11 protein-coding genes are annotated in these 15,367 nt (G+C 69.1%); 10 read left to right on the top strand and 1 reads right to left on the bottom strand.

The genetic code is table 11. From position 1 onward, the window contains the following. Positions 1-116 precede the first annotated feature (116 nt). From gspL to ACSFBC_RS15510, 10 genes are all read left to right on the top strand, one after another. Positions 117-1,322 carry a type II secretion system protein GspL gene (gspL, locus tag ACSFBC_RS15555; protein WP_435511249.1) on the top strand — a complete coding sequence of 402 codons (1,206 nt, stop codon included), beginning with the start codon at positions 117-119 and terminating at the stop codon, positions 1,320-1,322. Next, the gene (gene gspM, locus ACSFBC_RS15550) at positions 1,319-1,891 is read left to right on the top strand and encodes a type II secretion system protein GspM (RefSeq protein WP_435511248.1); all 573 of its coding nucleotides are present in this window, start codon (positions 1,319-1,321) and stop codon (positions 1,889-1,891) included. The genes gspL and gspM overlap by 4 nt, the downstream gene beginning before the upstream one ends. A gap of 11 nt (positions 1,892-1,902) precedes the next feature. Then, positions 1,903-2,700, top strand: coding sequence for a type II secretion system protein N (gene gspN / locus ACSFBC_RS15545; RefSeq protein ID WP_435511247.1), 798 nt, complete (start codon positions 1,903-1,905; stop codon positions 2,698-2,700). A gap of 2 nt (positions 2,701-2,702) precedes the next feature. Continuing rightward, complete coding sequence (gene gspD / locus ACSFBC_RS15540) at positions 2,703-4,979, top strand: type II secretion system secretin GspD (protein ID WP_435511246.1); 2,277 nt, start codon at positions 2,703-2,705, stop codon at positions 4,977-4,979. A 13-nt stretch (positions 4,980-4,992) separates the two neighbouring features. Then, entirely contained in the window at positions 4,993-6,411 is a 1,419-nt protein-coding gene (gene gspE, locus ACSFBC_RS15535) for a type II secretion system ATPase GspE (RefSeq protein ID WP_435511245.1), read from the top strand. Position 6,412: 1 nt separating this feature from the next. Next, positions 6,413-7,645: a type II secretion system inner membrane protein GspF gene (gene gspF / locus ACSFBC_RS15530; RefSeq protein WP_435511244.1), complete on the top strand. Its 1,233-nt coding sequence runs from the start codon at positions 6,413-6,415 to the stop codon at positions 7,643-7,645. Between the two features lie 4 nt (positions 7,646-7,649). Next, positions 7,650-8,549 carry a 5'-nucleotidase gene (locus ACSFBC_RS15525; protein ID WP_435511243.1) on the top strand — a complete coding sequence of 300 codons (900 nt, stop codon included), beginning with the start codon at positions 7,650-7,652 and terminating at the stop codon, positions 8,547-8,549. A 238-nt stretch (positions 8,550-8,787) separates the two neighbouring features. Then, a complete protein-coding gene (locus ACSFBC_RS15520) occupies positions 8,788-8,964 on the top strand; it encodes a hypothetical protein (protein WP_435511242.1) in 177 nt (58 codons plus the stop codon). Between the two features lie 20 nt (positions 8,965-8,984). Then, positions 8,985-11,231 carry a phosphocholine-specific phospholipase C gene (locus ACSFBC_RS15515; RefSeq protein WP_435511241.1) on the top strand — a complete coding sequence of 749 codons (2,247 nt, stop codon included), beginning with the start codon at positions 8,985-8,987 and terminating at the stop codon, positions 11,229-11,231. Between the two features lie 356 nt (positions 11,232-11,587). After that, complete coding sequence (locus ACSFBC_RS15510) at positions 11,588-13,597, top strand: lipoxygenase family protein (protein ID WP_435511240.1); 2,010 nt, start codon at positions 11,588-11,590, stop codon at positions 13,595-13,597. 54 nt (positions 13,598-13,651) lie between these two features. On the opposite strand, the gene ACSFBC_RS15505 is transcribed toward ACSFBC_RS15510, so the two are convergent. Continuing rightward, complete coding sequence (locus ACSFBC_RS15505; RefSeq protein WP_435511239.1) at positions 13,652-15,367, bottom strand: putative 2-aminoethylphosphonate ABC transporter permease subunit; 1,716 nt, start codon at positions 15,365-15,367, stop codon at positions 13,652-13,654.

Here is a 15,367-nt window from a genome sequence, read left to right as displayed (position 1 = left end):
GCTGACACAAAGATCAACTAAAAGCCCCGCGAGCACGCACCGGCGCTGAATCGATCGCTATGAAGTCCATAGCAATCGCGTTCGACCCTCTCCTACAATAGCCCTCTTTCGCCGTTATGCCCTTGCTCATCGTCACCCTTCCCCCCCCACCCGCGCCCCCCGGTGGCGAGTACGGCTGGGCGATGTGGTCTGCCGATGGCCGCAAGGCGCGCGGCGAAGGCAGTGCGCTGCCGGCCCTGCTGCCCACCAGCGACGAGCTCGTTCTGGCGCTGCCCGCGACCACGCTGTCCTGGCACCAGGTGACGCTGCCGCAGGGGAGCCTGAGCAGCAGTTCGCGCCTGCGCGCCGTGCTCAACGGCCTGCTCGAAGACCGCCTGCTCGAGGAACCCGAGAGCCTGCATTTCGCCCTCGAGCCCGACGCGGCCGCCGGCAAGCCGGTGTGGGTCGCGGCCTGCAACAAGGCCTGGCTGCGCAGCGCGGTCCAGTCACTCGAAAGCTCGGGCCACCGGGTCAACCGCATCGTTCCCGAGTTCGTGCCTCAACCCGCGGGCGCTCCCGCGCAGCTGTTCGCCACCGGTCAACCCGACAACGCGCTGCTCACGCTGTGCGACGGCCAGGGCGTGCTCACGCTGCCGCTCGCGCCCGCCGGCGTCACCGCGCTGGGCACGCTGCCCGAAGACACGATCGCATCGGCCGAACCGGCCGTGGCCGAACTGGCGGACGACCTGCTGGCGCACCGGCTGCCTATCACCAAGCCGGCCGAGCGCTGGCTGCAGGCCGCGCAATCCGGCTGGGACCTGGCGCAATTCGACCTGGCTTCCACCGGCCGCGCGCGCGCCGGCAAGCAGCTCGGCGCGATCGTGCAGGCGCTGTGGCGCGGCCCGCAGTGGCGCGCCGCGCGCTGGGGCGTGTTGCTGCTGCTGGCCGCACAACTCATCGGCGTGAACGCCTGGGCCTGGAAGGAGCGCCGTGCGCTCGAGGCCAAACGCGGTGCGATCCGGACCATCCTGGCCCAGACCTTTCCGTCGGTCCCGATCTACGAACCCCAGCTGCAGATGGCTCGCGAGGTGGCCACGCTGCAGCAGGCCACCGGCGGCGTCTCGCCGGCCGATCTCGAGCCCATGCTGGGCGCGCTGGCCACGAGCCTGCCGGCCGGCCGCGTGCCCACCGCCGTCGACTACAGCGGCGGCCAGCTGCGCCTGCGCGGCCTGGCCCTGGGCATGTCGGAAACCAATGCCCTGTCGGCCACACTGACCTCGCGCGGCTACAGCGCACGCAGCGAAGGCGACCTGCTGCTGGTCCAGGCGGAGGCCCAACGATGAGCGCGTGGATCGACAAACTGCAGGCCCGCTGGGAGGCCTGGTGGCCGGCGCTCGCCGTGCGCGAACAACGCCTGGTCCAGGCCATGGTCGCGCTGGTGCTGCTGGCGCTGCTCTGGTGGGTGGGGCTGGCACCGGCCCTGCGCACGCTGTCCACCGCACCGGCGGCCCACGCCGAACTCGACGCACAGCTGCAGCGCATGAGCGCGCTGCAGATCCAGGCCAAGGCCCTGCAGTCGCAACCCCGTGCCAACCGCGACGAAGCCTTGCGCGCCATCGAGTCCTCGGTGCAGCAAAGCCTCGGCAGCAATGCGCAGATGCAGGTCGCCGGTGCCGGCGAAGGCGTGCTGGTCACGCTGCGCGGCACCTCGGCCGACGGCCTCGCGCAATGGCTGGCCCAGGCGCGCGGCAATGCCCGCGCGGTGCCGCGTGAAGTGCACCTGACACGCTCGCAGGCCGGTGTGGCACCCGCGGCGCGCGGCTCCAGCAGCGCGCCCGCCGCCGCACCCGCCCCGGCCGACGCCCTCGTGCGCTGGGACGGCACGCTGGTCATGAACCTGCCCGCGCAATGAGGCCGCTCCGCATGGCACCCCGCTCCGCATCCCTCGCACCGCCCACCGCCGGATGGCGCTGGGCGCTCGTCGGTGCGCTGCTGGGCGCGGTCGCGACGCTGGCCTTCTATGCCCCGGCACGCTGGCTGGCCGCTGCGCTGGCTCAGGCCAGCGGCAACCAGCTGCAGCTGATCAACGCGCGCGGCACGGTCTGGAATGGCAACGCCGGCGTGGTGTTTTCCAGCGGCGGGCGCGGCGCCGAATCGATCTCGCTGCCCGGCACGCTGAGCTGGACGCTGCGTCCGGGCTGGGGCGCCGTCAACGCCGCATTCACACTGCCCTGCTGTGCGCCGCAACCGCTGCGCCTGCAGGTCCGGCCCCGCGCCGGCGGTGCGCAGCTCGCCTGGAGCGACGGTCGCTCGAACTGGCCCGCAGCCATGCTGAGCGGCTTCGGTGCGCCCTGGAACACGCTCAAGCCCGAGGGCATGCTCGAACTGTCGACGCAAGCCTTCACCATGGAACTCAAGGGCCAGACGCTCGGACTCGCGGGCCGGGCCACGCTCGACGCCACCGACATCTCGTCGAGCCTCTCCACGCTGCGCCCGATGGGCAGCTACCGCATCACCGTAGAAGGCGGACCCGCGCCGAGCCTGCTGCTGACCACCCGCGAAGGCAGCCTCGTGCTCAGCGGCAGCGGCCGCTGGAACGGCACCGCGATGCGCTTCGACGGCGAGGCCAGTGCGGCCCCGGGCCGCGAAGACGCGCTTTCGAATTTGTTGAACATCATCGGGCGGCGCCAAGGCACGCGCTCGCTCATCACACTGGGTTGACCATGAAGCATCTGTCTTCTCACGGCATGCGCCTCGGCCTTGTCGCACTCGCGGCACAGGTCCTGATGACCGCCTGCCTTCCCTCGGCTTTTGCGCAGGACGGCGCGCCGCGGCGCGGCGAACCGATCACGCTGAACTTCAGCAGCGCCGAAATCGAATCGGTGGCACGCACCATGGCCGTGATCACCGGCCGCGACGTGGTGGTCGATCCGCGCGTCAAGGGCACGATCAGCCTGCAGACCGACCGCGCGATCCCGCCCGCCGCCGCCTTCAACCAGTTCGCCGCGGCCCTGCGGCTGCAGGGCTTCGCGATCGTCGAAGCCGACGGGCTCTACAAGATCGTGCCCGAAGCCGACGCCAAGCTGCAGAGCAGCACCGTGGTCAGCTCCACCGGCGCCGCGGCCCGCATGAGCGGCAACCAGATCGTCACGCAGGTCTTCAAGCTCAACTACGAGGCCGCCAACAACCTGCTGCCGGTGCTGCGCCCGCTGATCGCGCCGAACAACACCATCAACGTGAACCCCGGCAACAACTCGCTGGTGATCACCGACTACGCCGAGAACATGCAGCGCCTGGCGCGCATCGTGGCCTCGCTCGACGTGCCCAACGCGTCGGACATCGAGGTGATCCCGCTGCGCCATTCCGTGGCCACCGACATGGTGCCGCTGATCACGCGGCTGATCGAAGGCGGCAGCGCCACCGGCCCGGCGGGCGCCGCGCCCGGCACGGTCGACGCCACCTTCCGCACCACGCTGGTCGCCGACCCGCGCAGCAACGCGCTGATCCTGCGCGCCGCCAACCCGGCCCGCGTCCAGCTGGTGCGCACGCTGGTCGACAAGCTCGATCGCCCGGCCTTCGACAACGGCAACGGCGCCGCCGGCAACATCTACGTGGTGTATCTGAAGAACGCCGATGCGGTGCGGCTCGCCACCACGCTGCGCGCGGCCATGGCGACCGATGCCCGCGGCACCGGCGGCAATTCGGGCGCGGCCGGCACGCTGGGCAGCGCCACCAACCCGCAGACCGTGGGCCAGACCGGCACCACCAGCCAGACCGGCGGCGCCACCAGCGCCGCGGCCACCACGCCGCTCAACAACGCCAATCAGCCTTCGACCGGCGGCCAGATCCAGGCCGACCCCTCGACCAACTCGCTGATCATCTCGGCGCCCGAGCCGCAATACCGCCAGCTGCGCGCGGTGATCGACAAGCTCGACAGCCGCCGTGCGCAGGTGATGGTCGAAAGCCTGATCGTCGAAGTCAACGCCGACAAGGCAGCCGAATTCGGCGTGCAGTGGCAGACCGCCATCGGCGCCGGCGGCGCGGTCGGCACCAACTCCAGCCTTGCGGGCCAGAACATCTTCAACCTTTCGGCGGCCACGGCAGCCGGCGGTGTGCCCTCGCAGCCCTCGAGCGGCTTCAACATCGGGCTGGGAACGAGGATCGGCGGCGTGAACGCACTGGGCCTGGTGGCGCGCTTCCTCCAGAGCAACGGCGAAGGCAACGTGCTCTCGACGCCCAACCTGCTGACGCTCGACAACGAGGAAGCCAAGATCGTGATCGGCCAGAACGTGCCCTTCGTCACCGGCCAGTACACCAACACCGGCAGCAGCAGCACCAACGTGAGCCCGTTCCAGACCGTCGAACGCAAGGACGTGGGCCTGACGCTGCGCGTGCGGCCGCAGATCAGCGAGAACGGCACGGTCAAGATGACCATCTTCCAGGAGGTTTCGAGCGTCGTCGCCGGCACCGCCAACAACACCAACGGGCCCACGACCTCCAAGCGCTCGATCGAATCGAGCGTGCTGGTGGACGACGGCAGCATCATCGTCATCGGCGGCCTGCTGACCGACGAGTACGCGCGCGCCGACGAGAAAGTGCCCGGCCTGGGCGACATCCCGGTGCTCGGCAACCTGTTCAAGAGTGAAACGCGCAGCCGCAAGAAGACCAACCTGATGGTGTTCCTGCGGCCGATGGTGCTGCGCGACAGCGTCAGCGGCGAGGCGCTCGCGACCGAGCGCTACGACATGCTGCGCACCCTGCAGGTGAACACGCAGCCGGCCACCGACAACGTGATGCTGCGCGGCGTGACGCAGGCGCCCCTGCTGCCCCAGTTGCTGCTGCAGCCGACGCCCGAATCGAACGACGGCAGCCGCCGCATCGAAGGCACGCGACTGATCCCGCCGCCGATGATCGACAACTACATCGCACCGAAGGACGTGCCGCTCAAGGGCACGCTGCCACCGACCGCCGACCCCGCGACCACGCGCGAACTTCCCTGAGCACCGACGGGCGATGCGTTACCCCCTCCCCTACGCCTTCGCGCGTGCCCAGCAGCTGCTTCTCGAAGAAGCGGACGACGGCAACCTGACGCTGTGGATGCCGCGCGATCCGCCGCGCAGCGCGCTCGGTGAGGTGGCGCGCCGCTTCGCGATCAAGACCTTCGAGCCGCTGGCCCCCGAACAACTGGCGCAGCGCATCAGCGCCGCCTATTCCAACGGCGAATCGAACGCCGCCACCGTGGTCAGCGAAGTGCAGGGCGAGGCCGACCTGTCGCGCATGATGCAGGAGCTGCCGGCGGTCGAGGACTTGCTGGAATCGGCCGGCGACGCACCCATCATCCGGATGCTCAACGCGCTGCTCACGCAGGCCGCGCGCGACGGCGCGAGCGACATCCACATCGAACCCTACGAGCGCACGTCGTCGGTGCGCTTCCGCATCGACGGCACGCTGCGCGAGGTGGTGAAGCCCAACCGCGCGCTGCATGCCGCGCTGATCTCGCGGCTGAAGATCATGGCCGACCTCGACATCGCCGAGAAACGCCTGCCGCAGGACGGCCGCATCTCGCTGCGCATCGGCACCCGCGCCGTCGACGTGCGCGTGTCGACGCTGCCCAGCGCGCACGGCGAACGCGCGGTGCTGCGGCTGCTGGACAAGAACGAGAGCAAGCTCACGCTCGAATCGGTGGGCATGCTGGGCGACACGCTGTCGCGCTTCGAGACCCTGATCGCGCAGCCGCACGGCATCATCCTCGTGACCGGCCCGACCGGCTCGGGCAAGACCACCACGCTGTACTCGGCGCTGGCGCGGCTCGACGCCACGCGCAGCAACATCATGACGGTCGAAGACCCGATCGAGTACGAGCTGGCCGGTGTCGGCCAGACGCAGGTCAACGCCAAGATCGACCTGACCTTCGCCAAGGCCCTGCGCGCGATCCTGCGACAGGACCCGGACGTGATCATGATCGGCGAAATCCGCGACTTCGAGACCGCACAGATCGCGATCCAGGCCTCACTCACCGGCCATCTGGTGCTCGCCACGCTGCACACCAACGATGCGGTCAGCGCCGTCACCCGGCTCACCGACATGGGTGTCGAGCCCTTCCTGCTGAGCTCCTCGCTGCTGGGTGTGCTCGCGCAGCGGCTGGTGCGCCAGCTGTGCCCGACCTGCGCCACGCGCTCGGAGAACGGCGAGGCCGCGCCCGTGGGCTGCGACGCCTGCGGCCAGACCGGCTACCAGGGCCGTACCGGCATCTTCGAACTGCTGGTGGCCGACGAGGCCGTGCAGTCGCTGATCCACAGCCGTGCCCCCGAGAGCCAGATCTTCACCGCGGCCGAACGCGGCGGCCTGCGCTCGATGCGCGCCGACGGCGAACGGCTGGTGCAGGCCGGCATCACCTCGCGCGCCGAACTGCTGCGTGTGACGCGAGACTGACGTGCCCGCCTATTCCTTCGAAGCCATCGACGCGCAGGGCAACGCCCGCAAGGGGGTGCTCGAAGCCGACACCGCACGCAACGCGCGCGGCATGCTGCGCGCGCAGCAGCTCATCCCGCTCGAAGTCACCATCGTCGGCAACGCCAGCGCGCAACGGCGCGAATCGGGCGGCTGGCGCAATCTCTTCGGCGGCGCGCGGGCCTTCAGCACCACCGAGCTGGCCGTGTGGACGCGGCAGATCGCGGGCCTGGTGTCCTCCGGCCTGCCGCTGGAACGTGCCCTCACCGCCCTGACCGACGAGGCCGAGCGCGAAAACCAGCGCAACCTCGTGGCCTCGCTGCGCGCCGAGGTCAATGCCGGCTCGCCCTTCGCGCGCGCGCTGTCGCAGCACCCGCGCGAGTTCTCGCCGATCTATACCGCGGTCATCGGTGCCGGCGAGCACAGCGGCAACCTCGGGCTGGTGCTCGAACGCCTGGCCGATGACCTCGAACAGCGCCAGGCACTGCAGCAGAAGCTGGTCGGCGCGGCGCTGTATCCGGCCATCGTCACGCTGGTGGCGATCGTGATCGTGATCTTCCTGGTGAGCTACGTGGTGCCGCAGGTGGCCAACGTGTTCGCTGGCACCAAGCGCGCGCTGCCCTTCCTCACCGTGGCGATGCTGGCCCTGAGCGATTTCGTGCGCAACTACGGCTGGGCCATGCTGATCGCCATCGTGGCCGGCACGGTCGCCATCCGCACCGCGCTTGCACGGCCGGCCTTCCGCGAGAAGTTCGATGCCGCCTGGCTCAACCTGCCGCTCGTGGGCAAGCTCGCGCGCGGCTACAACGCGGCGCGTTTCGCCAGCACGCTGGCCATGCTTACGACCGCCGGCGTGCCGATCCTGCGCGCGCTGCAGGCGGCGGCCGAGACGCTGGGCAACCGCGCGATGCGCGCCGATGCGCTCGACGCGCTGGTGCTGGTGCGCGAAGGCGCGCCGCTGGCCTCGGCGCTGGCGCAAAAGAAACGCTTTCCGGGCATCGTCTCGATGTTCGCGCGGCTGGGCGAACAGACCGGCACGCTGCCGCTGATGCTGCAGCGCGCGGCCACCCAGCTCGGCGCCGAAGTGCAGCGCCGCGCCATGCACCTGGCCACCATCCTCGAGCCGCTGCTGATCGTCGGCATGGGCGGGGTCGTGATGCTGATCGTGCTCGCGGTGCTGATGCCGATCATCCAGCTCAACCAGTTCGTGAAGTAGCGCCATGGCGGCCACCCTCGACGACAAGCTGGTGGTGGCGATTTCCTCGCGGGCGCTGTTCAACCTCGAAGAAGAGAACAAGATCTTCGAGTCCGGCGACAACGAAGGCTACATGCGGCTGCAGCTGGAACGCATCGACCAGCCGGCCGCACCGGGCATCGCCTACTCGCTGATCCGCAAGCTGCTGCGCTTCAACGACGACGGCGTGCAGCGCGTCGAGGTCGTGATCCTCTCGCGCAACGACCCGGTCTCGGGCATGCGCATCTTCCGCTCCAGCACCGCCGCGGGCCTGCCGCTGCAGCGCGGCGTGTTCACCCAGGGCCGCGCGCCCTTCGGCTACCTGCGCGCGCTGCGGGCCCACCTGTTCCTCTCGGTCAACGCGCAAGACGTGCGCGAGGCGCTGCATGCCGGCTTTCCCGCGGCACGCGTGCTGGTCGAGTCGGTCAAGGCCGGCGACGCCTTTCCCAACGAAGTACGCATCGCCTTCGACGGCGACGCGGTGCTGTTCAGCGACGAGGCCGAGCGCGTGTTCCAGGCCGAAGGGCTCGACGCCTTCCAGCTGCACGAATCGAGCAAGGCCGAACTGCCCCTGCCCGAAGGGCCGTTCAAGCCGCTGCTGATGGCCTTGCATCGCCTGCAGATGGCCGGCAACGCCTCGATGCGCATCCGCACCGCGCTGGTCACGGCACGCAGCGCGCCGGCGCACGAGCGCGCGATCCGCACGCTGATGAACTGGAACATCCGTGTCGACGAGGCCATGTTCCTGGGCGGTCTGCCCAAGGGCGAATTCCTGCGCGAGTTCGAGCCCGACTTCTTCTTCGACGACCAGACCGGCCACGTCGATGCGGCCGCGCGCCACGTGCCTGCCGGGCATGTGAGCAGCGGCATCAGCAACGAGTCCTGAGCGTCGCGCGCGACGCCAGGTCACACGTCCTCCCCTGCGGTTTACCACGCCCTGAGACGCCTCGGGCGCGATCTCGTTGCACGTCATGTCACGGAACGTTCATCGCAAGGTCATGCCTGCTGCCTAGCCTTGGGCCACGGTCCGACCCACGGACCTCCTCACGCCTTCACGAGCGAAACACGGGCCATCGCGCCCGCGTCCACGCTCTGTAGCCCCCCACAACGCTCAGAGGTCCCTCATGCGAATCCCCTCCCTCGGCGCGCGTCTCGCGACCGTGCTCGTCCTGGCCTGTGCCCTGTCCGCCTGTGGCGGCAGCAGCGACAGCGGCACACCAGCCCCCACCACGCCGACGACCCCGACCACGCCGCCCGCACCCGACACCGGCGTGGCCCCCGTGAAGAGCTGCGCGCCATGAACGATCCGAAGAAGCAAGCCATGAACTCCCGTCGCAAATTCCTCACCGGCACGGCCACCACCGGTCTGGCCGCGCTCTCGCTCAGCGCCTTCCCGCCCAGCATCCGCCGCGCGCTCGCCATTCCCGCGAACAACAAGACCGGCACGATCCAGGACGTCGAGCACATCGTGGTCCTGATGCAGGAGAACCGCTCCTTCGACAACTACTTCGGCACGCTGCCGGGCGTGCGCGGCTTCGGCGACCGCTTCACCGTGCCGCTGCCCGGCGGGCGCAACGTGTGGCAGCAGGCCGATGGCAACGGCCGGCTCGTGATGCCTTACCACCTCGACCAGTCCAAGGGCAACGCGCAGCGCGTCGAGGGCACGCCGCACGAATGGGACGACAGCCAGAACGCATGGGACGGCGGCCGCCTCTCGCAATGGCCGCGCTACAAGCACGATGCCTCCATGGGCTACTTCAAGGAAGCGGAAGTGCCGTTCCAGTTCTCGCTGGCCAACGCCTTCACGCTGTGCGACAGCTACCACGCCGCGATGCACACCGGCACCGACGCCAACCGCTCCTTCCATCTCACGGGCACCAACGGCCCGACCGCGCAGGGCGTGGCCTATGTCAACAACGAGTGGGACTGGCTGGACGGGCGCGCGTCCGCGGTGAACACCGGCTATACGTGGAAGACCTATGCCGAGCGGCTCGAGGACGCGGGCGTTAAATGGATCTGCTACCAGAACATGCCCGACGAATGGGGCGACAACATGCTCGGCGCCTTCCGCCAGTTCCGCCGCGCCAACCGCGCGTCCGCGTTCCCGGTCTCGAGCGGCGGCGCCCCCGGTGCGCCGTATTCCAACCCCGGCCAGGCCGTGCCCTACCACGCCTACGACGCGGCCAGCGACAACCCGGGCAACCCGCTTTACAAGGGCATCGCGAACACCCTGCCCGGCACCAAGCCCGAGGAGTATCTCGATGCCTTCCGCAAGGACATCCTGGCGGGCCGCCTGCCCCAGGTGAGCTGGATCAGCGCGCCTTCGGCCTACTGCGAACATCCGGGGCCTTCCAGCCCCGTGCAAGGCGCCTGGTTCGTGCAGGAGATCCTCGACGCACTGACGGCCGTGCCCGAGGTCTGGAGCAAGACCGTGCTGCTGGTCAACTTCGACGAGAACGACGGCTTCTTCGACCACGTGCCCTCGCCCTCCGCGCCCTCGCTCGACGCCGACAAGAAGCCGGCCGGCAAGACCACGCTGGCCGATGCCGACCTGGCGCACGAGTACTTCACGCAGCCGCCCCCCGAAGGCAGCACCTCGCAGCCCAAACCCGACAGCCGCGTGTTCGGTCCCGGCCCACGCGTGCCGATGTACGTGATCTCGCCCTGGAGCCGCGGCGGCTGGGTCAACTCGCAGGCCTTCGACCACACCTCGGTGCTGCGCTTCATCGAGGCCCGCTTCGGCGTCAAGGAGCCCAACATCTCGCCCTTCCGGCGCGCGGTGTGCGGCGACCTCACGAGCGCCTTCAACTTCGCCACGCCCAACACCGAAACGCTGCCATCGCTGGGCGGCCGGCTGAGCCGCGATCAGGCCGATCAGCTGCGCACCGCTCAGGAAGACCTGGACCCAGTGCCACTGCCGCTCGACCCCCAACTGCCGCGCCAGCCCACGGGCACCCGCCCTTCGCGCGCGCTGCCCTACGAGTTGCATGCGAGTGCCAGGACCGATGCCCTCAACGGCAAGGTGCAGTTGCTGTTCGCCAACAGCGGCAAGGCGGCTGCGGTGTTCCATGTGTACGACAAGCTCAACCTCGACCGCCTGCCGCGTCGCTACATGGTGGAAGCCGGCAAGACGCTCGACGACGCCTGGAGCGCGGTGAGCGACAACGCGGGCGCCTACGACCTCTGGGTGCTCGGCCCGAACGGCTTCCATCGCCACTTCAAGGGCAACCTCAATACATTGCGCGCGGGCGGCGCCGCGAACCCCGAAGTGCGCGTGTGCTACGACATCGCCAACGGCAACGTCTACCTGAGCATGCGCAACGATGGCAAGACCGCGTGCCGCTTCACCCTCGTTCCCAAGGCCTACCGCACCGACGGCCCCTGGACCGCGGAGGTGGCCGGTGGCGCCAGCGTGGACCAGCATTGGGAACTCGCGGCCAGCGGTCAGTGGTACGACTTCGCGGTCACCTGCGATGCCGACCCGGCCTACTACCGCCGCTTCGCCGGCCGCGTGGAAACCGGCAAGCACACGGTGAGCGATCCGGCCATGGGCTTGTCCGAGCGCTGAGCGGCGGCAGCATGCCGACGTTCTGGTCACCATGGATGCCGCGCGACGAAATCGCCGACGGCGCCGTGGTGCACCTGGACGCCTTGACCAAGCCCGAGCCATCGACCGGCACGGCCACGCACAGCGCAGGCCGCTGAGGCGGCGATCGTCCGACCGGCTTTCGTTCGGCTTTCGCGCAGAGCGGAAAAACCTCCGGCCCGGCGGCACTATTTCTCGCATTCGCCCTGCAGGCGAAGACCGGCGTTGCCAACGCCGGAGCCCCTCCACAGAATCCGCAGCCGAATAGAACGAGCGTTCGATCTGGCTGTCACACTTCTTCGAGCGCTCCCGGAATCACAACGTCAGGGAGTTCAACGATGAAGCGCAGAGAGATTCTCAAATGGTCCGCCTCGATGGGCGGCCTCGGCCTGCTCGCAGGCAAGGCATCCACCGCCTCGGCGGCCGTGCCCGTCCCCCAGCCCCGGCTGCCTCAAAAGCTCGATCCGATCAGCGCCGCGGCGCGGCGGCTCGAGCTGCTCGGACGACAGGCCACTTATGTGTGGACCGAGTCGCACGTCAACCTTGCAGGCGTGCCGATGGGGGCCGTGGTGCCGCCGGGCGAGCTGCCCGCGCTCGAGCACCAGCTCAAGACGCTCACGAAAGCGCTCGAGGCGGTGACCAACTTCGCGGCCTCCTTCGCCACCAGCGCCACGGCCTCGGGCAGCCTGCAGTCGCTCGACACCCTGCGCACGCGCCTCGCGAGCCTGCAGTCGGCCTTCGACCAATTGCTGGCTGCGAACGGCGGCCTGCTCACACTGCCCGCGACGGCGACGGCCCTGCTGGCCGGCCTGGTCGGCACCGCCGGCGACATCGGCACGCAGCTGCGACAGATCCACCAGCAGTTGCTGTCGCAAGGCCCGCTGAACGCATCGAGCGGACCGAAGACCGTGGCGCAGTACGACGCGCTGTTCGTGACCATCGAGAAGCCGGCCATCGCGCAGCTGCTGCACGACAACGACCTGTTCGCCTACATGCGCGTCGGCGGCCCGAATCCGATGCTGATCCAGCGGGCCTCGACACTGCCCACCAAATTCCCGCTCAGCGACGCACAGTACAGACAGGTGATGGGTGCCAACGACAGCCTCGCCGATGCCGCGGCCTCGGGCCGGCTCTACCTGCTCGACTACCAGGACCTGGGCGACATGGCGCCGCAAGGCCCGACGAACAAGCCGCTCACGGGCACGGGCTATGCCAATGCGCCCATCGCGCTGTTCGCGCGCCCCAAGGCCGGCCGCGCGCTGGTGCCGGTCGCGATCCAGTGCGGGCAGGACGCGACACGGAATCCGATCTTCCTGCGCGTCGACGACCCGGCCAACGCCGAAGCCTACTGGGCCTGGCAATCCGCCAAGACCATGGTGCAGGTCGCCGACTTCAATTACCACGAGATGTTCGTGCACCTGGGCCGCACGCACCTGATGTCGGAAGCCTTTGCCATGGCCACGCAGCGCCAATTGCCCACGGCGCATCCGCTGAGCCGGCTGCTTTCGCCGCACCTCGAAGGCGCGATGTTCATCAACGAACTCGCCACGCTGCTCATCATGGCGCCACTGACCACCGGCGACGTGATCCTCACCGCGCCCATCGAGACGCTGCAGCGCGAATGCGGCCGCGACCGGCTGGCCTACGACTTCTATGACCGCATGATGCTGCCCAACGACCTGCGCACGCGCGGCGTCGACGACGCGACGGCGTTGCCCGACTATCCCTACCGCGACGATGCGCTGCTGGTGTGGAACGCGATCGCGCAGTGGGTCGGCGAGTACGTCGCGACCTACTACCTGAACGACGGCGACGTGATCGCCGACCACGAGCTCAAGGCCTGGGCCGCCGAACTCGCGAGCAGCGGCAAGGTGCACGGCTTCCGCCCGATCACCACGCGCACGCAGCTGGTCGACGTGCTGACCGCCATCCTTTTCAACACCAGCGCGCAGCACGCGGCGGTGAACTTCCCGCAGTACTCGGTGATGACCTACGCGCCCTTCAGCGCGGGCACTTCCGGCACGCCGGCCCCGGTCACGCGCACAGGGCAGACCGAGGCGAGCTGGTCGCAGATGCTGCCTTCACGGCTCGCGGCGCAGGAGCAGATCCTGCTGTTCCACGTGCTCGGGGGCGTGTACTACCGGATGCTGGGCGAGTACAAGGACAATGCCTTCCCGCACCTGCCGGTGCTGATCGACCCCGCCATCGCGGGCCCCGGCGGGCCACTGTCACGTTTCCGCCAGGCGCTGGCCGGCATCGAGGCCACCATCCGCCAGCGCAACGCGACGCGGTCGCGGCCCTACGAGCATCTGTTGCCGAGCCGCATTCCCTCGAGCACCAACATCTGAGCGGCCGCCGACCGGCTCAGGGCGCGGTGAAAACCTGTCCAGGGCCCCGCGGCCTCAGCGATGTCGCCAGCTCTGGGTACGTCGGAGTGCCCAGTGCCCGGCCAGCGCGAACGCCCCGCGCCCGACAGCGGCCGTGAGCATGATCAGCGAGGCCATGGCCGCAGCCGGCGCGACGTCGCCAGCGTCGTCCATGTTGAGCACGGCAATGGCCGCCAGCGTGGTCTGCGGCGAATAGAGGAACACGACGGCCGACACGGTCGTCATCGCGTTGACGAAGAAATAGCCGCCCACGTTGAGCACGGTCGGCAGCGCGATCGGCAGGTGCACGCGCCACAGCGAGCGCCAGAAGGGCACGCCCATCGACTCCGACACCAGCTCGAACTCGCGGTCGAGCTGACGCAGTGCGGTGAGCGAGGTGAGGTGCGCCACCGAGAAGAAGTGCGCCACGGTGCAGACCACGAGGATGGTCATGCTGCCGTAGATGGCGCGCAACGGATTCGAAGGCGAGATGAAGAAGAAGATGTAGCCCACGCCCAGCACCAGTCCCGGCACGGCGAGCGGCAGGTTGGCCAGCAGGTTGAGCAGTTCGCGCAGCAGGCCGAAGTGGCGCGGCTTTTCGACCAGGTAGGCCGAAATGAAAGTGACGAACGCACCTGCCACCGCCGCGCACACGGCCAGCCGCAGCGAATTGAGGTAGCTGCCCCAGCCGCCGCCGTCCATGTTGCCGAAGTCGTAGTTCTTCAGCCAGGGCGTGAGCTTGTAGGGCCAGTAGGTGGCCAGCGATGCGAACACCGCCATGCCGATCATCACGAGGATGGCGCAGGCCGTGAGCCCGCAGACCACGAGCAGCGCGCGGTCGCGCACCTTGACCGGCTCGGGCCGGTACGGCGTGGCACGCGCGGACAGCGCCGACGCCTGCTTGCCGCGCACGTGTCGCTCGACGAGGAAGGACAGCACGGCCGGGATCAGCAGCACCAGCCCGACCACCGCGCCCATCTGAAAATTCTGCTGCCCGACCACCTGCTTGTAGATGTCGGTGGCGAGCACGCCGGTCTGGCCGCCCACCACCTTGGGCACGCCGAAGTCGGTGATGACCAGCACGAACACCACCATGGCAGCCACGATGAGTCCGTAGCGCGACGCGGGCAGCGTGACCGTGCGGAAGATGCGCCAACGCGAAGCGCCCAGCGTCTGCGCCGCTTCGTAGAGTCGGCCATCGGACGTGGCCATGGCCGTGGTCAGGATCAGCAGCGCATGCGGCAACGTCCAGAACACCGACCCCAGCACGATGCCCAGCGGGCCGTAGATCGACACCTCGCCCAGCAGCCCCTTGAACAGCCCCTGGTTGCCGAAGAGGTACACGAGACTGATGGCCGGCAACAACGAAGGGGCGAGCAGCGGGATCAGCGCCACTGCGCGCAGCAGGCCCTTGGCCGGCATGCACGACAGCGTGAGGCCGTAGGCATAGACATAGGCAATGGCCGTGCAGATGACGGCGCTGAGCGCCGCGAGCCCCAGGCTGTTGAAGGCCGACTGCACCAGCGCGGGGTTGTCGAGGTAGCGCGCGAAGTTGGCGAACGCTACGAAGTGACCCGCTCTGTCGAAGAAGCTTTGACCGACCAGTGCGCCGACAGGCAGCGCGACGATCACGACCAGCAGCAGCACCATCAGCCCCACGGCCGCGCCGGTCAGCCAGCGCTCGCGGTCGAAGGCGCTGCGGTGCGCCACCATCGCCGGCACGACGGGGATGGCGTCAGGAGAACTGCGCAT

This window comes from Variovorax frigidus (assembly GCF_051216515.1).
Classification (GTDB): Bacteria; Pseudomonadota; Gammaproteobacteria; order Burkholderiales; family Burkholderiaceae_C; genus Variovorax.
Note: the sequence above shows the minus strand (reverse complement) of the source record. Positions and strands in the feature narration are given on the sequence as shown.

Bases quoted from the DNA above. Each gene is read 5' to 3' on its own strand.
- gspL (WP_435511249.1), top strand. From the start codon at position 117: ATGCCCTTGCTCATCGTCACCCTTCCCCCCCCACCCGCGCCCCCCGGT.
- gspM (WP_435511248.1), top strand. From the start codon at position 1,319: ATGAGCGCGTGGATCGACAAACTGCAGGCCCGCTGGGAGGCCTGGTGG.
- gspN (WP_435511247.1), top strand. From the start codon at position 1,903: ATGGCACCCCGCTCCGCATCCCTCGCACCGCCCACCGCCGGATGGCGC.
- gspD (WP_435511246.1), top strand. From the start codon at position 2,703: ATGAAGCATCTGTCTTCTCACGGCATGCGCCTCGGCCTTGTCGCACTC.
- gspE (WP_435511245.1), top strand. From the start codon at position 4,993: ATGCGTTACCCCCTCCCCTACGCCTTCGCGCGTGCCCAGCAGCTGCTT.
- ACSFBC_RS15525 (WP_435511243.1), top strand. From the start codon at position 7,650: ATGGCGGCCACCCTCGACGACAAGCTGGTGGTGGCGATTTCCTCGCGG.
- ACSFBC_RS15520 (WP_435511242.1), top strand. From the start codon at position 8,788: ATGCGAATCCCCTCCCTCGGCGCGCGTCTCGCGACCGTGCTCGTCCTG.
- ACSFBC_RS15515 (WP_435511241.1), top strand. From the start codon at position 8,985: ATGAACTCCCGTCGCAAATTCCTCACCGGCACGGCCACCACCGGTCTG.
- ACSFBC_RS15510 (WP_435511240.1), top strand. From the start codon at position 11,588: ATGAAGCGCAGAGAGATTCTCAAATGGTCCGCCTCGATGGGCGGCCTC.
- ACSFBC_RS15505 (WP_435511239.1), bottom strand. From the start codon at position 15,367: ATGCGCAGTTCTCCTGACGCCATCCCCGTCGTGCCGGCGATGGTGGCG.